We start from the raw sequence: 17,142 nt of genomic DNA, 5'->3' as shown, positions 1-17,142 counted from the left end.
GAGTCCGCGATCTGCCTGGAAAACCACATCGCCTGGTTTGACGACGGCTACGCCGCCGATCGCAGGCTACGCCAGCGGCTACAGGGACCGCGATGCCCGTGTAGCCGCTGCCGAGCTTGCGAGGCTGCGAACGGCAACGCAGTTGCCGCAAAACCTGAGTCCGCGATCTGCCTGGAAAACCACATCGCCTGGTTTACGACGGCTGCGCCGCCGATCGCAGCCTGCGGCAGCGGCTACAGGGATCGCGCTGCCTGTGTAGCCGCTGCCGAGCTTGCGAGGCTGCGAACGGCAACGCAGTTGCCGCAAAACCTGAGTCCGCGATCTGCCTGGAAAACCACATCGCCTGGTTTTACGACGGCTACGCCGTCGATCGCAGCCTGCGCCAGCGGCTACAAGGACCGCGATGCCTGTGTAGCCGCTGCCGAGCTTGCGAGGCTGCGAACGGCAACGCAGTTGCCGCAAAACCTGAGTCTGCGATCTGCCTGGAAAACCACCTCGCCTGGTTTACGACGGCTGCGCCGCCGATCGCAGCCTGCGCCAGCGGCTACAAGGACCGCGATGCCTGTGTAGCCGCTGCCGAGCTTGCGAGGCTGCGAACGGCAACGCAGTTGCCGCAAAACCTGAGTCCGCGATCTGCCTGGAAACCACATCGCCTGGTTTGACGACAGCTACGCCGCCGATCGCAGCCTGCGGCAGCGGCTACAGGGACCGCGATGCCTGTGTAGCCGCTGCCGAGCTTGCGAGGCTGCGAACGGCAACGCAGTTGCCGCAAAACCCGAGTCCGCGATCTGCCTGGAAAACCACATCGCCTGGTTTTACGACGGCTACGCCGCCGATCGCAGCCTGCGGCAGCGGCTATAGGGACCGCGATGCCTGTGTAGCCGCTGCCGAGCTTGCGAGGCTGCGAACGGCAACGCAGTTGCCGCAAAACCTGAGTCCGCGATCTGCCTGGAAAACCACATCGCCTGGTTTTACGACGGCTGCGCCGCCGATCGCAGGCTACGCCAGCGGCTACAGGGATCGCGCTGTCCGCGAGGCAAAAAAATGCCCGCACAATGGCGGGCATTTTTTCAGCTCGGCGATAACGCCGGGCTTATTTGGCAGTGAATGCCGAGTAGCTGTTCATCAGGTTGCGGTAGTTCGGGATACGCTGCGACAGCAGGTTGGCCAGGCCTTCCATGTCGTTGCGCCAGTCACGCTGCAGCTCGCATGCCACGGAGAACCAGTTGACCAGTTGCGCGCCGGCGGCGGTCATGCGGGCCCAGGCAGCCTGCTGCACCACTTCGTTGAAGGTGCCGGAAGCGTCGGTCACGACGAACACGTCAAAACCTTCTTCCAGTGCGCACAGGGTCGGGAACGCCACGCAGACGTCGGTGACGACGCCGGCGATGATCAGTTGCTTGCGGCCGGTGGCCTTGATCGCCTTGACGAAATCTTCGTTGTCCCAGGCATTGATCTGGCCTGGACGAGCGATGTAGGGCGCGTCCGGGAACATCTGTTTCAGCTCGGGTACCAGTGGGCCGTTCGGGCCGGATTCGAAGCTGGTGGTGAGGATGGTCGGCAGCTTGAAGAACTTGGCGCAGTCGGCCAGGGCCAGCACGTTGTTCTTGAACTCGTTGGGCGAGAAATCCTGGACCAGCGAGATCAGGCCGGTCTGATGGTCGACCAGCAGGACAACGGCGTCATTAATATCCAGACGTTTGTAGGGTACGTTGCTCATGTGAAACTCCTAGGTGGGTGGATGTCGCTATGGGTGCCGGCCGCTGCGGCCGGCACTGTTGTGGATCGTCAGAAGGCAAAGCACGAGCAGCCGAAGGCGCCCCAGAAGCCCTGGAAGTCACTGACCGGCACATTCGACAGGCGCGCCCGCTCGTGGCTGTGGGAGTGCACCGCGCACGGGCCGCTGCACTGGTGCACCTGGGCCACCAGCGGCGAGGTCGGACGCCAGTGCCCCGGCACCTTGACCACCGGCGACCAGTCCGGCAGCACCGGCACCATCGGCGGCGAGAGCTTGGAGAAGTCGCCGGCGGCGTACACCACCTTGCCGTCGACCACGGTCAGCACCGACTCGATCCACTTGATGGCTTCTTCCTCGACGCTGAAGAAGTCCGCGGACAGGGCCGCCAGGTCCGCCAGCTGGCCGACCTTGATCTGGCCCTTCTTGCCCTGCTCCGAGGAGAACCAGGCGCTGCCGTGGGTGAACAGTTCCAGCGCGGTCTGCCGCGGCAGGCCTTCGGCGTGCAGCTCCATGCCGCCCACGGTCTTGCCGCTGACCATCCAGTACAGCGAGGTCCAGGGGTTGTAGCTGGAGACGCGGGTGGCATCGGTGCCGGCGCCTACTGGCACGCCTTCGGCCAGCATGCGCTTGATCGGCGGGGTCTGTTCGGCGGCCTTGGCGCCGTAGCGGTCGACGAAGTACTCGCCCTGGAACGCCATGCGGTCCTGGATCGCGATGCCGCCACCGAGGGCGCGAACCCGCTCGATGTTTTTCGGCGTGATGGTTTCGGCGTGGTCGAAGAACCACGGCAGGCCGTTGAATGGGATGTCGCGGTTGACCTTCTCGAACACGTCGAGCATGCGCGAGATCGACTCGTCGTAGGTCGCGTGCAGACGGAACGGCCAGCGCTGTTCCACCAGATGGCGCACCACCGGCTCCAGTTCCTGCTCCATGGTCTGCGGCAGGTCCGGACGCGGTTCGAGGAAGTCCTCGAAGTCGGCGGCGGAGAACACCAGCATTTCCCCGGCGCCGTTGTGGCGCAGGAAGTCGTCGCCCTGGTGCAGCTTGACGCTGCCGGTCCAGTTCTTGAAGTCGGTGAGTTCTTCCTTGGGCTTCTGGGTGAACAGGTTGTAGGCGATGCGCACCGTCAACTGCTGCTCCCGGGCCAGTTGCTCGATCACCGCGTAGTCGTCCGGATAGTTCTGGAAACCGCCGCCGGCATCGATGGCGCTGGTCAGGCCCAGGCGATTGAGTTCGCGCATGAACTGGCGGGTCGAGTTGACCTGGTATTCCAGCGGCAGCTTCGGCCCCTTGGCCAGGGTCGAATAGAGGATCATCGCGTTGGGCCGCGCCACCAGCATGCCGGTGGGTTCGCCGTTGCTGTCGCGCACGATCTCGCCGCCCGGCGGGTTCGGCGTGTTGCGGGTGTAGCCGGCAACGCGCAGGGCCGCGCGGTTGAGCAAGGCGCGGTCGTACAGGTGCAGGACGAACACCGGGGTGTCCGGCGCCGCCTGGTTGAGTTCTTCCAGGGTCGGCATGCGCTTTTCGGCGAACTGGAACTCGTTCCAGCCACCCACCACCCGCACCCATTGCGGGGTCGGCGTGCGGTCGGCCTGGTCCTTGAGCATGCGCAGGGCGTCGGCCAGCGACGGCACGCCTTCCCAGCGCAGTTCCAGGTTGTAGTTCAGGCCGCCACGGATCAGGTGCAGGTGCGAGTCGTTGAGGCCGGGGATCACCGTGCGGCCCTTGAGGTCGATGACCTGGGTGGCGCTGCCGCGCAAGGCCATGGCCTCGGCATCGGTGCCCACCGCGACGAAGCGCCCCTGGCTGATGGCGACCGCGCTGGCGCGGGGTTTCTCACGGTCGACGGTGTGGAATTGACCATTGAACAGAATCAGATCGGCGTTCATCGGATGTCCTTCTGAATGGGAAGAGGCAAGGGACAGGCGCGGCCAGAAAGCCGCCGCGGCGCTGAGCAAGGATCCGGCCGCGAGCAAGTGGCGGCGCAGAGGATCGGTCGGGTCGTCGTTATTGGCCATGGCCGGGCTCCAGGTGTCGGTCGGTGACAGTGGCTTGCAACCAGGGGGCGAACAGCCGGGTCGCCAGGGGCATGAACAGGTAGACCACCGAGAGCACGATGGTCAGGGTGATCAGGAAAGTGGCGACCACGTAATTGCCAAGCCAGGCATTCAGTTGCAGCACAGGCCCCCAGATCAGCGGCACCAGCAGGGTGTGCGGCAGAATGACCAGCATAGTCAACAACGCCTGTTTCCACCGTGGCGGTGGCGAGGCGGCATCAGCCTGGGTGGAAAACCAGAATTCATGGACCGGGTGGACTTCGGTCTGGTCGCCGTCGGCCAGCATCGGCGCGGCTTCGTCGACCAGCGCCCGGCGTTGCGGGGAGTCGAGCCAGCGCTGCATCGCCTCGGTGGAGCAAAAGCGCAGCACGCAGGTGAACAGGTCGAGGCCGCCGCTCTTGCCGCGAATCACGTCCACGCCCAGATGCCCTTCGTACTGCCCGGCAACCCCGACAATGCGCCGCAACCAGGCTTCATAAGGCGCTTCCAGGCCAGCCTTGACCCGGTGCTTGACGATCAGCGTCACGACCTCATCGGAGTCCGGCCGCGCGCTGGCCTCGAGGCGATTGGAATCAGACATAACGCAAGGCTCCGGCGAAACGATCATTGAGGGCCAGCCGTCCCGGGCCGGCGATAAGAATGCTGCTGAACAGGATCAACAGCAGCCAGGCGAACTGGCCTTCGGCCAGGCTCCACTGCGGGTGCACCACCAGCAATGCCACCAGCAGCACCGCGAGGATCGGCAGGCAGGCCAGGCGCACCGCCACCCCGGCGACGATCAGCAACGGGCACAGCACCTCGGCGAAGATCGCCAGCATCAGCGTCAGGTTGGCGCCCAGCTGGAACGGGTCTTCGATGCGTTGCAGCTCAGCGCTGTAGTCGAGCAGTTTCGGCAGGCCGTGCACCCACAGCAGAAACAGCCCGGCGCTGACTCGCAAAAACAGCAGCCCGAGGTCCCGGGCCCGTTCATCCCAAGGTGAAGCGTTCATTGGCGCACCCACACAATTTGAAAAATCCCCGGCGTCGACGCCGAGAGTGAATGGTGCCGCTGCACGGGCGGGAAAAATTGAACATATGTGCTCTCTTCGCCCCAGGGCCCGGCACGACCGCCCGCATCTAGGCAGAGTGGATCTTCAAGGGCTCGGACATGAACTGGGCGATCCGCGAACGCAACCAGCGCTCGGCCGGATCGTTGTCGTGCACCCCGCTCCAGGCCATGGACAACTGCGCCGCCTCGATGGCGAACGGCGGGTCCTCGGCGCGCAAGGCACAGCCTTCGACCAGGGCACAGGCCGCGTAGTCGGGCACGGTGGCGATCATTTCGGTGCCGGCGAGCAAGGCCCGCAAACCGCTGAACTGCGGCACACCTAACACCACGCGGCGGCTGCGTCCGACCTTGGCCAGGTCAAGGTCGATATTGCCGCTCAGGTCGCCGGAGAACGACACCATGGCGTGGGGCCGCCGGCAGTATTCATCGAGGGTCAGGGGCTCCGGCCGATTGTCACCGCGCAGCACCTTGCAGCCGATATCGCGCAACTTCTTGCGCTTGGCATTGGCCGGCAACTCGGTGGTGTAGCTGACCCCGACCGAGATCTCCCCCGAGGCCAGCAAGGCCGGCATCAACAGGTAGTTGGCCCGGCGCACCACCACGACTATGCCCGGGGCCTCCTCGCGCAACTGGCTCAACAACGGCGGGAACAGGCCGAACTCGGCATCGTCCGAGAGGCCGATGCGGAACAGGTCGCAGCTGGTCGCCGGATCGAACTCCTTGGCCCGGCTGACCGCGCCCGAGATCGCATCCATCGCCGGTTGCAGCTCCTTGAGGATCACCAGCGCCCGGGCCGTCGGCTCCATCCCGCGGCCGTTGCGCAACAGCAGCGGATCGTCGAACAGGTCGCGCAGGCGGCCGAGCGCGGCGCTCACCGCGGGCTGGCCCATGAACAGTTTTTCCGCGACCCGGGTCAGGTTCTTTTCGAACATCAGGGCCTCGAAAATCACCAGCAGGTTCATGTCGATGCGGCGCAGATCGTTACGGTTCATAGCGGCAGTCCCCTTGTGTGTTCAGCCAGCGCACGTCACTCGATCATCGGCACCTTGGCCGCCCGCTGGTAAGGCCCGTACTCGGCCGGCACCCACTGGAAATGCCCATCCACCGCGGCGATATGGCCCACGCCCGGGAACGGCAGGTGCGCCGCGGTCACCCAGGTCTTGTTGCTGGCCGCCTCGCTGAAGACCTTGGCCCGGGCCTTGATCGCCTGCTGGTTGTCGACGTCGAAACGGATCGACACTTCCGGGTGCTCGAACTGCACCGCCAGGTTATGCACCAGGTCGCCCATGAACAGGATGCTCTGGCCCTGGGAAGTGAAGCGGTAGGTGGTGCTGCCCGGGGTATGCCCGGCTTCCAGCTGGGCCTCGACGCCCGGCACCGGCGACTGGCCGCTGGCGAAGGTCTTGAAGCGTCCGGCGGCGCGGTACGGGGCGGTGGAGTCCTGGGCGATCTTGAAAAACTCCCGGGCACCGGCGGGCGCCTTGGCCAGCGCCTGCGGATCGAGCCAGTAGTCGGCTTCGGCCTGGGCGGCGTAGACCGTGGCGTTGGCGAACAGCGGTTGTTGCTTGCCATCCACCAGCCCGCACACGTGGTCCAGGTGCAGGTGGGTGAGCAGGATGGCGTCGACCTGCTCCGGGCGATAACCGGCGGCCTGCATGTTCGCCGTGAGCATGCCGGCGGTGGCGCCGATGCACTGGCCGGCGCCGGTGTCCACCAGGATCAGTTGCTTGCCGGTGTTGACCAAAAAGGCGTTGAAGGCGGTCTGTACCCCCGGGGTCTCGATCGAGCGGCGGGCCAGCAAGGCGCGGATCTGGCCCTGGGTCATGCCCTGGAGCAGCTTCGGCGACAGGTCGTTGTAGCCATCGAACAGCGCCGTCACTTCGTAGTCGCCCACCGCCAGGCGGTAGTAACCGGGTACCTGGGTGCCCTGGACCGGTGCCTGCGCCTGGGCGCCAAGCGATGTCAGGGCCAATGCCAGGGCTGCTCCGCGCAGCGTGCACAGCAGAGAATGCGTCATGCCTTCACCTTTTTGATCGAGTCAGAAAAACGGCCACTCCCGAGCCAGCCGTACAAGGTCGATCATGCACCGGCCGCGCGCCGCAAAAATTGCAGCCATGTGCTCAGTTGCGGCCACTGCCCACCTGCGGATTAACGGAATTAACAACGTTTAACTCGCAAGCCCCCGCCACGCCACCAAGAATGAAGCCCTCTGCGCAGACCTGTTTTCTAAATCGGGAAGCGCCCGACCCACCCTGCGGTGCGTCGGCGCATGCCCACCGACACGGAATTTCGTCATGGCCCACGCTCAGCACAACGCCGTCAGGGCGCCCGCCCCACAAAGCCGAAAAACCACCCCCGGCGGCCTTTCTCCCTGGCGCGAAAGCCTGGTCAAGCAAATGATCCTCGACGGCCTGAGCAGCACCCTGGAAGTCACCGAGCTCGCCCGGGCCTGCGCCCTGTCCCGCAGCCATTTCTCCCGCGCCTTCAAGTGCAGCACCGGCCTGTCGCCCCAGGAATGGATCCGCTGCCAGCGCATCGCCCGGGCCAAGCAACTGATCCAGGACACCGACCTGACCCTGACGCAGATCAGCCTGGAATGCGGCTTCTGCGACCAGGCGCACTTCTGCCACATCTTCACCCACAGCGAAGGCATCAACCCGTTCGCCTGGCGGTGCCGGGTCCTGCGCGCCCGCCCTTGCCTCAACCAGGCAAGCGCATAAGGCCGCGACACGCTTGAGATCCGGCAATAAAAAACGCCGAGAGGCAAAAACCTCCCGGCGTTTTTTTATGGATCAGGCGCAGGTCGCCGAGCGACTCAGGCCTCGATGAACGCCAGCAGGTCGGCGTTGAGCTGATCCTTGTGGGTGTCGGTCAGGCCATGGGGCGCGCCTGGGTAGACCAGCAGCTTCGCGTCCTTGACCAGCTTGGCCGAGGCAATGCCGGCGGCTTCGATCGGCACGATCTGGTCGGCGTCGCCGTGCACCACCAGGGTCGGCACGTCGAATTTCTTCAGGTCTTCGGTGAAGTCGGTTTCGGAGAAGGCCTTGATGCAGTCATAGGTGTTCTTGTGGCCCGCCATCATGCCCTGCATCCAGAACCAGTCGATCATGCCCTGGGACGGCTTGGCGCCAGGCTGGTTGAACCCGAAGAACGGCCCGCTGGCGACGTCCTTGTACAGCTGCGAACGGTCGGCCAGCGACGCTTCGCGCAGGCCGTCGAAGACTTCGATCGGCAGGCCGCCAGGGTTGGCCGCGGTCCTGAGCATCAGCGGCGGCACCGCGGAAATCAGCCCGGCCTTGGCGACCCGTGCCGTGCCGTGGCGACCGATGTAGCGCGCCACTTCGCCACCGCCGGTGGAGAAGCCGAACAGCACCGCGTTCTGCAGGTCCAGGCGTTCGATCAACTGCGCCAGGTCGTCGGCGTAGGTGTCCATCTCGTTGCCCGACCAGGGTTGGCTGGAGCGGCCATGCCCGCGGCGGTCATGGGCGATGACCCGGTAGCCCTTGGACGCCAGGAAGATCATCTGCGCCTCCCAGCTGTCGGCATTCAGCGGCCAGCCATGGCTGAAGACGATGGGTTGGCCGCTGCCCCAGTCCTTGTAATAGATCTCGGTACCGTCGCGCGTGGTGAATGTACTCATGGCGTTTTGCTCCTTCAGGGGGTTGGGTGACTCAAATCGATGAATGGGCCATACGCTCGGCCAGGCGCGCCACCCGCTGGCCCAGGTGCGCGGCGGTGCGGCGGTCTTCGAGCGGGGGTGCGTGTTCGGGGGACTGTTCGACATTCGACTGGGCCATGGCGCCCAGGGAACTGCCAAGGCGATTCAACTGGCCATCGAATACCCCGCTGCTGGAGCGCGCCGGCAGCAGGTCGAGGCCGACCCAGATCATCGAGTGCTGGGCCGCGAAGACCGCCATCTGCAACAAGGTGTTGAGCTTGTCGCCACACAGGCAACCGGAATTGGTGAAGCCGGCGGCGAGCTTGTCGCGCCAGGGCTGGGCCAGGTAGAAGGCCGCGGTGGCTTCCATGAAGCCCTTGAACGGCGCCGAGGCGCTGCCCATGTAGGTCGGCGCGCCGAAGATGATGGCGTCGGCCTGGTGCAGGCGCTCCCACTGGTCGTGCACCTCCTCGACCGGGATCAGCCGGCAGGCGCTGTTCAGGTGGCTTTCCACCCCCTGGGCCACGGCTTCGGCCATGACCCGGGTATGGCCATAGCCACTGTGATAGACCACCACCACCTTGCTCATTCCGGCATCCTCCAGACGTGTTCATCCCTTTTTTCTTCGCGCGGCATGCACGATCGTCCCTTCGATCGGCGACATGAAGACCTGGAGTTTTGGGCGTAGGGCGGATACAGGGCGAGTTAAACGTTGTTAATTTTCAATGGCGCGGGCATCGCCCCTGCCCGCTCGTCGCCAGGACCGCGGCCAATGAATACGGGCCTCATCGCTGGCAAGGAGATTGCTGCGGTCAGCGCACCGGATGCACGCCCGTCCGCGCCGCGTTGCGTTGTTCGGGAAACCTGAGGAACATGCTCGAAAACCGCGAGATAGAAGGTCGTGCCCTTCGTCCGCCCTTCCCGCACAGGTGCCACGGGAAGCACTGGAAAAAAGCAAAGCAGCAGGAGTGAGCCGTTGACCCTAGCCCCCGAACAAGCTGTGCATTTCGGCCCCTACCGGATCTACCCCGGGCAACGCCTGATCCTGGAAGCCGAGCGGCCCTTGCGCCTGGGCCGCCGCTCCATGGACATCCTGCTGATCCTCCTGGAACACGCCGGCGAAGTGGTCAGCAAGCAGCAACTGATCGCCCGGGTCTGGCCCAGGAGCGTGGTCGAAGACACCAACCTGCGGGTGCACATGGCGGCGCTGCGCAAGGCCCTGGGCGACGGCCAGGCCGGCCAGCGCTACATCGTCACCGTGGCCCAGCGCGGCTACAGCTTCGTCGCGCCCTTCTCCCTGGAGCCGTTCTCCCCCGAGCGTTTCGAGCAAAGCCCCGCAGGCGCTCCCACCGAGCCGAGTGGGCATAACCTGCCGGTGCGCCGCACCCGCCTGATCGGCCGCCAGGTGCTGGTGGACAATGTGATGCGGCAACTGGCACGCCAGCGTTTCATCACCCTGGTCGGCCCCGGCGGCATCGGCAAGACCACCGTGGCCCTGCGGGTCGCCGAACAGCTGATCGGCCAGTACCGCGACGGCATCCGCCTGCTGGACCTGGCGCCGCTCAACGACCCGCAAATGATCACCAGCCACCTGGCGACCCTCCTCGACCTGGCGCTGCACGACGGCGAACCGGTGGCCGGCCTGGCGAGCTTCCTGCGCGAGCGGCAGATGCTGCTGGTGATCGACAACTGCGAGCACCTGCTCGACGCCATTGCGCCGCTCTGCGAAAGCATCCTGCGCGCGGCGCCGCAGGTGCATGTCCTGGCCACCAGCCGCGAGAGCCTGCGGGCCGAGGGCGAATTCGTGCAACGCCTGGAATCCCTCGATTGCCCACCGCCCATCGCGGTGCTGGACCGCGCCCAGGCCCTGACTTTTTCGGCCCTGCAGTTGTTCGTCGAACGGGCGATGGCCAGCCACGACAGTTTCGAACTGAGCCACGCCGAACTGCCCCTGGCGATCGATATCTGCCGGCGCCTGGACGGCATTCCCCTGGCCATCGAACTGGCCGCCGCCCAGGTCGGCAACCTGGGGCTCGCCGGCTTGCTCAGCCAGTTGCAAGGCAGTTTTCGCCTGCTGCCCCAGGGCGGCCAGATCACCCCGGGCCGTCATCAGACCCTGCGCGCCACCCTGGACTGGAGCTTCGAGCTGCTCAGCGCCTGCGAGCAGGCCTGCCTGCGCCGGCTGGGCATCTTCCGGGGCGGCTTCACCCTGCAATCGGCCGCGGCGGTGATCGTCGGCGAGCACATCGAAGCCCGCGTGGTCTTTACCTCGATCACCCAACTGGTGGCCAAGTCCCTGCTGAACGTGGAGGTCGGCGACGAGGAAGTGTTCTATCGCCTGCTGGACACCACCCGCAGCTATGCCCTGGAAAAACTCGAGCAGGCCGCCGAGCTGCCGGCTACCCGCAGGCGACACGCCGAACGTTGCCTGGCCCTGATGCACCAGGCCCAGGACGATTGGGAACAGACCCCCTCGACGCTCTGGGTCGAGCGGCACGCCCGCAGCCTGGAAGACATCCGCGCGGCGCTCGACTGGGGCCTGAATGCCCAGGGCCCGCAACAGCTGGCGATCCGCCTGGCCGCGGTCTCCGCGCCGCTGTGGCAGGAGCTGTCGCTGCTCAAGGAACATGGCGCCCATGTGCGCAAGGCCCTGACCCTGCTGCACGCGACAGAGCAGCCCTGCCCGCGCCTGACCCAGGCCCTCAAGCTGGCGCTCGGCAGCGCCTGCTACCACACCCAGGGCAACAGCGCCGAAGCCATCGAGGCCTTCGTCGCCGCCAGGACCCTGGCCGAAGGCAGCGACGATGTGGCCGCCCAGCTCAAGGCGGTGTCCGGGCACATGGCGGTCAACCTCAGTTGCGGCCACTACCAACTGGCCCTGGAGCAAAGCCGGCAGTTCGACCACCTGGCGCTGCGCGACGCCGGCGCCAACGCAATGTCCCTCAGCACCCAGCGCCTGCAGGTGCTGGCCCTGCACTTTGCCGGCGACCAACCGCAGGCCCGGGACAAGGCCGAGCAAGTCATCCAGCTGATGGCCCAGAGCGGCAACCTGAGCCGCTTCACCCGCGGCTTTGGCGTGCAGTACGACCAGAGCGTCGCCGCCCTGACGATCCTGGCGCGGATCCTCTGGTTGCAGGGCCATCCGGAAAAAGCCTGGCGCACCGCGCGCCAGGCCCTGGAGATCGCCTTGCAGATCAACCACGGCACGTCCATCTGCTACACCCTGGCGCTGGCCGGCTGCCTGATCGCCCACTACAACGGCGACACCGCGACCGCCCGCGAACTCCTGCGCCTGCTGCTGGAGCAGGCGCAGAAGCATTCGGTGCTGCTGTTCTACACCTGGGGCCGGCACTATGCGCAGGTCATCGAAGGCGCCCCTGAGTTCTCGCCGACGCAATCCGGCGTCGGGCTGATCGGCGAAATCATGGTGACCCTGGACGGCGCTTTCATCGATAACGCCTTGCTGCAACGGGCCGAAAGCGGCACGGCCGGCTGGAGCACGGCGGAGATCCTGCGCGCCAGGGCCGAGGCGCTGCTGACCGACAATGCGCCTGGCACCGCCGAAGCGGTGCTGCACCAGGCGTTGGCAGTGGCCAGGGCCCAGGGCGCGCTGACCTGGGAATTGCGCAGCGCCACCTCGCTCGCCCGGCTCTGGCAGCGCCAGGGCCAGGCCCGGCGCGCCCATGAGCTGCTCGCACCACTCTACGCCCGGTTCACCGAAGGTTTTGCCACGCCGGACCTAACCCGCGTCCGTGAATTGCTCGATGAGCTGCAACGAGACCTTCCTGACTGACAGCCAGCGGGTCTTGCCGATGGCGTGGGCATGCCGCCGTTCGAACACCCGCAACTGCCCGCTGTGTTCGAGCTTTTCCAGCGCGTAGGCGCGGGTGGTGTTGAGAAAGCGGTAATGCGTCGTGCCCTGGCCCTGCTCCAGCGCCAGCAGCGATTTGCGCGCCAGCTGCGCCATGACCTCGGCCACGCACTCGGGCCGCAGCACCGCACAGCTGATGACGTCGGTGGCGGCCCGCACGGTGAAGGCCGTGTCGAACACCGCCAGGCGCTGCAGCAGTGTCTGCTCCAGCCGGCTCAGGCGTTGATAGCTCCAGTCCAGGGCGGACTTGAGCGTCTGATGCCGCGCCACGGCGGTGCGCCGGCCCTGGGTCAGCAGTTGAAAGCAGTTGTCCAGCTGCGCTTGCAGCCCCACCAGCGCCAGCGCATCGATCTGCGCCGCCGCCAGTTCGATGGCCAATGGCAAGCCATCGAGCCGTCGGCAGATTTCGCGCACCGCTGCCAGGTCCTGTTCCCGCAAGGCAAAGTCTTGCTGGCGGGCCCGGGCGCGGCTGACGAACAGTTGCACCGCAGAATGGCTCATGACCTCGGCCACGCTGTGCAACGCCGAAGCCGGCGGCACCGACAGGGCCGCCAGGCCATGCACGGTCTCCCCCGCAGCCTGTAGCGGTTCGCGGCTGGTGGCCAGGATCGACAGCCGTGGCGCCGAGGTCAGCAACTGCTCGACCACGGCCCGGCAGCGTTCGAGCAGGTGCTCGCAATTGTCCAGCACCAGCAAGGCATGCCGGGTTGCCAGCGCCTCCAGGCCGGCGTCCAGCTCGAGGCTGTGCCTCATGTGCTCGACCAGTTGCGCCGGGTCGTCGATGGCCGCCAGGTCGATGAACCACACGCCATCGCAGTAGTGCTGCAACAGCAGCTCGGCGACCCGCAGCGCGACCGTGGTCTTGCCGATCCCCGCCGGACCGACCAGGGTCATGAAGCGGCGCACTGGCAACTGCCGGACCAGGCTGCCGACCAGCGGGTCGCGACCGGTGACCGGGGTCAGCCGTGCCGGCAGGTTGTGTTGGGGTTTGTGCAGGCTGGCCAGCGCGACCGGCTCTTCTTGCGCCTCGCGCAGCACCGGGGCGATGAAGCAATAACCGCGCTGCGGAATGTTGACGATGTAGCCTTGCCCGTCCGGGCCTTCGCCAAGGGCGCGCCGCAGGGCGGCGATGTGCACGCGCAGGTTGATGTCCTCGACCACCGAGTTCGGCCAGACGCAGGCGATCAGTTCGTCCTTGCCCACCACCTGGCCGGCGCGCTCGACCAGCACCCGCAGGATGTCCAGGGCACGCCCGCCCATGCGCAACGGCCGATCGCCGTCCAGGACCAGCCGCTGCCGCAGGTGGAAGGCGTAGGGGCCGAACCGCAGCACTGCATCACTGTTCAAGTCTCTGACGCTGTTCATGCGCATCCACGTGCTGGAAACCCGGCCTGGCGCCAGGCTCCCGCACCTCCATTACCAAGAATTCCCCAGTATCTTGGCAGGCAGCGATGACGGTACAACCGCCCTGGAGGGAGCGTCACGGCCATCGCGGTGCGCCAGACGGACAAGCCGGCACTAGCTGAACTGTTCGCGGTACTGGGTGGGGGTCAGGCCGAGCTTTTCACTGAACAGAAAGCGCATGTGGCGCACGCTGCCGAAGCCGCTTTTGTAGGCCACGGTCTTGAGCGGCAGGTCGCTGGTCTCCAGCAGGTTCCGCGCGCGGTCGATGCGTGCGCTTTGCAGGAACTCCATCGGCGTCATGTTCACTTCCCGGGCGAACACCCGGGCGAAATGGCGCGTGCTCATGTTCGCCAGGCTGGCCATGCGCTCGATGCTGAAGGCTTCGTCCAGGCGTTCGAGCACATGGTTCTGCACCCGGGTCACCGGCGTTTCCTGCGGCGCCACCGTGGCCATCAACGGGCTGAACTGCGCCTGCCCGCCCTGGCGCTTCATCACCACCAGCAACACCTTGGCCACGTCCTGGGCGACTTTCTTGCCATGGTCGCGGGCGACCACCGCCAATGCCAGGTCGATGCCGGCGGTGACCCCGCCCGAGGTGATCAGGTTGCGGTCCTCGACGAAGATCTGATCGGTCTCCACCGTTGCCTTGGGGAAGGCCCGGATCAGGCGCTCCGTGTAGTGCCAGTGGGTCGTCACCCGAAACCCGTCGAGCAACCCGGCATGCCCGAGGATGAAGGCCCCGGTGCAGATCGAGCCATAGACGGCCGAGCGGCGCACGGCTCCCGCCAGCCAGTCGAGCAAGGGTGGATGCTTTTCGTTGTAGGCCCCCGGCCCCCCGGGCACCAGCAGCAGGTCATAGTTGTCGCGCGCCTGGTCGATATGCATGTCGGCCTGGACGCTGACGCCGTTGGAAGCGCGCAACGGGCCGTGCTCGGTGCCGATCGTCGAGAGCTGGTAATGGTCCTTCGGCTCCAGATAACGATTGGCGATGGAAAACACCTCCATGGGCCCGGCCATGTCGAGCAGGAGAAAGTCTGGAAACAGCACCATTGCCACGGTTTTCATGGGTAAAGATCACTGATATCAAAGGGTTAAAAGCCTAACGCCGACCCTGCAGATTATGCCCGGACGGCGCGCGATCGTCGGACAAGAATACGTGATTCAGCGCACAAAATTGTCAACCCGAAAGGGACAGTCTTTCAGTTTCCATCTACTTATTGCATCACAGGGTAAACATTAGCCTTCTCCTCAACCGGACGAATTCCCGTCCCGACAGGAGATTCCCCCATGCTGACCCTTCGCAAAGCCTCTGATCGCGGCGCCGCCAACCACGGTTGGTTGAAGTCCTTCCACACCTTTTCCTTCGCCAACTACCGCAACCCGCGGGAGCAGGGTTTTTCCGACCTGCTGGTGATCAACGACGACCGGGTCGCCGCCGGCAAGGGCTTCGGCCAGCACCCGCACCGGGACATGGAGATTTTCTCCTATGTGCTCGAAGGCGCCCTGGAACACAAGGACACCCTGGGCACCGGTTCGGTGATCCGCCCTGGCGACGTGCAACTGATGAGCGCTGGCAGCGGCGTGGCGCACAGCGAGTACAACCACTCGGCCACCCAGCCTGTGCACTTCCTGCAGATCTGGATAGTGCCGGATGTCAGCGGCGCCAGGCCGCGTTACCAGCAGGAGCATTTCAGCCCGCAGCAAAAACGCGGTCGCCTGCAACTGATCATCTCCCCCGAGGGCGCCGACGGTTCGCTGCAGGTGCGCCAGGATGCGCGGGTCTATGCCGGGCTGATCGATGGCCAGGAAAGCGCCACCCTGACGCTCGACGCCGACCGCTACGCCTATGTGCATGTGGCCCGCGGCTCGGTCGAGCTCAACGGCCTGTCCTTGCAGGAAGGCGATGGCGTGCGGGTCCGCAAGGAACAGGCACTGACCTTGAGCAACGGCGCGGATGCCGAAGTGCTGGTGTTCGATCTGCGGGCGCAGGAACTGCCCGAGATGCCTTGACCGGCACTGGCCTGGGGGCGTTTGCCCCCGGGCCTGACTGGCGAACGGCCAAGGCCCCGCAAGCGTTTGAGGCGATATCGGCGAGGCATATCCGCTATCGATGCCGATGATTTCCGCCGCACAGGCGCCGCCTTGCAGAATCCACCCCAGCCCATCCCTTTCCACCGCTCACCCATCAAGGACGCCCCCATGTCAGCGCCTACCACCGCGACACTCCCCATGCGCAATGCAGTCTGGCTGCATATTTTCGCCGGCCTGTGCGCCAGCCTGGTCAGTATCGGGCTGGCGCGCTTTGCCTATACCCCGCTGATCCCGCAACTGATCCAGGCCCACTGGTTCGTCCAGGCCGACGTGGTCTACCTCGGCGCCGCCAACCTCGCCGGTTACCTGATCGGTGCGCTGATCGGCCATCCCCTGGGCAAGCGCCTGAGCAATCCGCGGGTGCTGCGGCTGATGCTGGTGGTCGCCACCCTGTCGTTCTTCGCCTGTGCCTGGGCCCTGTCCTTCAGCTGGTTCTTCGTCTGGCGCCTGCTCTCGGGCATTGCCGGCGGCGCCATCATGGTGCTGGTGGCCTCCACCGTGCTGCCCCACGTACCGGCGGCGCGCCGAGGCGCGGCCAGCGGCGCGATCTTCCTCGGCATCGGCCTGGGCATCGCCGGCTCCGGCACCCTGGTGCCGGCCCTGCTGGAATGGGGCCTGCGCGACACCTGGCTAGGCCTGGGGCTGGTGGCCGCGGTGCTGACCGCCGCCAGCTGGTTCTGCTGGCCGCAGAGCCAGCCCGAGCCCGCTGTCGCGGTGAAGGCCAGCGAGCCGGCCAACCATGAAGACCCGGCGTCCGGCCGCGGCCTGCGCCTGCTGTTCACCCAGTACGCCTTGATGGCCACCGGGCTGGTGCCGGCCATGGTGTTCCTGGTGGACTACGTGGCCCGCGGCCTCGATGCCGGCACCCATGTGGCGGCGCTGGTGTGGGTGATGTATGGGGTCGGCGCGATCTTTGGGCCGATGGTCTACGGCATGCTCGCCGACCACCTCGGGGCCCGCCGCAGCATCCGCTGGGTACTGATCGTGCAGGCGCTGGCGGTGGGCGCGTTGAGCATCACCAGCCAGCCGTGGCTGCTGTGCGGGCTGGCGGTACTGGTCGGCTCGTTCCCACCCGGCATCGTGCCTCTGGCCCTGGCCAGGGTCCACGAACTGAAGCAACACGCCCATGCCCAACAGGTCGCCTGGAGCCGCGCGACCGTGGCCTTCGCCAGCTTCCAGGCGCTGGCCGGGGCCGCCTACTCGCTGATCTTCAATGCCAGCGGCGGCCATCATCAGCAGCTGTTCGTGATCGCCAGCCTGGCGTTGCTGCTGGCC

Annotated in this window: 14 protein-coding genes; 4 read left to right on the top strand and 10 right to left on the bottom strand. The window is 66.1% G+C overall.

The window, feature by feature from the left end; genetic code table 11:
* Positions 1–1,093: 1,093 nt before the first annotated feature.
* From ycaC to J4D28_RS22230, 6 genes are all read right to left on the bottom strand, one after another.
* On the bottom strand, positions 1,094–1,720 hold the full coding sequence (ycaC, locus tag J4D28_RS22255) for an isochorismate family cysteine hydrolase YcaC (RefSeq protein ID WP_009049581.1): 627 nt from the start codon (positions 1,718–1,720) through the stop codon (positions 1,094–1,096).
* A gap of 68 nt (positions 1,721–1,788) precedes the next feature.
* Positions 1,789–3,627: an amidohydrolase gene (locus J4D28_RS22250; protein WP_009049582.1), complete on the bottom strand. Its 1,839-nt coding sequence runs from the start codon at positions 3,625–3,627 to the stop codon at positions 1,789–1,791.
* A gap of 118 nt (positions 3,628–3,745) precedes the next feature.
* Entirely contained in the window at positions 3,746–4,375 is a 630-nt protein-coding gene (locus J4D28_RS22245) for an antibiotic biosynthesis monooxygenase (protein WP_009049583.1), read from the bottom strand.
* The gene (locus J4D28_RS22240; protein WP_009049584.1) at positions 4,368–4,784 is read right to left on the bottom strand and encodes a DoxX family protein; all 417 of its coding nucleotides are present in this window, start codon (positions 4,782–4,784) and stop codon (positions 4,368–4,370) included. The genes J4D28_RS22245 and J4D28_RS22240 overlap by 8 nt, the downstream gene beginning before the upstream one ends.
* Before the next feature lie 127 nt (positions 4,785–4,911).
* Positions 4,912–5,835: a LysR family transcriptional regulator gene (locus J4D28_RS22235; RefSeq protein ID WP_009049585.1), complete on the bottom strand. Its 924-nt coding sequence runs from the start codon at positions 5,833–5,835 to the stop codon at positions 4,912–4,914.
* A gap of 35 nt (positions 5,836–5,870) precedes the next feature.
* Positions 5,871–6,860, bottom strand: coding sequence for an MBL fold metallo-hydrolase (locus J4D28_RS22230; protein WP_016703073.1), 990 nt, complete (start codon positions 6,858–6,860; stop codon positions 5,871–5,873).
* Positions 6,861–7,137: 277 nt separating this feature from the next.
* On the opposite strand from J4D28_RS22230, the gene J4D28_RS22225 reads away from it, so the two are divergent.
* On the top strand, positions 7,138–7,563 hold the full coding sequence (locus J4D28_RS22225; protein WP_009049587.1) for an AraC family transcriptional regulator: 426 nt from the start codon (positions 7,138–7,140) through the stop codon (positions 7,561–7,563).
* A gap of 95 nt (positions 7,564–7,658) precedes the next feature.
* Here the strand turns inward: J4D28_RS22225 and J4D28_RS22220 are convergent, their stop codons facing one another.
* Together J4D28_RS22220 and J4D28_RS22215 are read right to left on the bottom strand one after the other, a co-directional pair.
* Entirely contained in the window at positions 7,659–8,483 is an 825-nt protein-coding gene (locus J4D28_RS22220; protein ID WP_016703074.1) for an alpha/beta fold hydrolase, read from the bottom strand.
* A 31-nt stretch (positions 8,484–8,514) separates the two neighbouring features.
* On the bottom strand, positions 8,515–9,090 hold the full coding sequence (locus J4D28_RS22215) for a flavodoxin family protein (RefSeq protein WP_009049589.1): 576 nt from the start codon (positions 9,088–9,090) through the stop codon (positions 8,515–8,517).
* A gap of 387 nt (positions 9,091–9,477) precedes the next feature.
* On the opposite strand from J4D28_RS22215, the gene J4D28_RS22210 reads away from it, so the two are divergent.
* Positions 9,478–12,294: a winged helix-turn-helix domain-containing protein gene (locus J4D28_RS22210; RefSeq protein ID WP_103331886.1), complete on the top strand. Its 2,817-nt coding sequence runs from the start codon at positions 9,478–9,480 to the stop codon at positions 12,292–12,294.
* On the opposite strand, the gene J4D28_RS22205 is transcribed toward J4D28_RS22210, so the two are convergent.
* Together J4D28_RS22205 and J4D28_RS22200 are read right to left on the bottom strand one after the other, a co-directional pair.
* On the bottom strand, positions 12,241–13,737 hold the full coding sequence (locus tag J4D28_RS22205) for a winged helix-turn-helix domain-containing protein (RefSeq protein ID WP_103331885.1): 1,497 nt from the start codon (positions 13,735–13,737) through the stop codon (positions 12,241–12,243). The two genes, J4D28_RS22210 and J4D28_RS22205, sit on opposite strands and share 54 nt — an antisense overlap.
* A 153-nt stretch (positions 13,738–13,890) precedes the next feature.
* A complete protein-coding gene (locus J4D28_RS22200; protein ID WP_009049592.1) occupies positions 13,891–14,841 on the bottom strand; it encodes a GlxA family transcriptional regulator in 951 nt (316 codons plus the stop codon).
* A 222-nt stretch (positions 14,842–15,063) separates the two neighbouring features.
* Between J4D28_RS22200 and J4D28_RS22195 the strand changes: the two genes are divergently transcribed.
* Both J4D28_RS22195 and J4D28_RS22190 read left to right on the top strand, forming a co-directional pair.
* A complete protein-coding gene (locus tag J4D28_RS22195; RefSeq protein WP_103331884.1) occupies positions 15,064–15,786 on the top strand; it encodes a pirin family protein in 723 nt (240 codons plus the stop codon).
* Positions 15,787–15,975: 189 nt separating this feature from the next.
* Positions 15,976–17,142: YbfB/YjiJ family MFS transporter (locus tag J4D28_RS22190; RefSeq protein ID WP_207246450.1), on the top strand; the 1,167-nt coding region annotated here is incomplete at its 3' end.

It is taken from the genome of Pseudomonas sp. GW531-T4, assembly GCF_017349615.1.
In the GTDB taxonomy this organism is placed as follows: Bacteria; Pseudomonadota; Gammaproteobacteria; order Pseudomonadales; family Pseudomonadaceae; genus Aquipseudomonas; species Aquipseudomonas chlororaphis_I.
The sequence above is the reverse complement of the archived record's forward strand: the minus strand, read 5'-3'. Positions and strand labels throughout refer to the sequence as shown.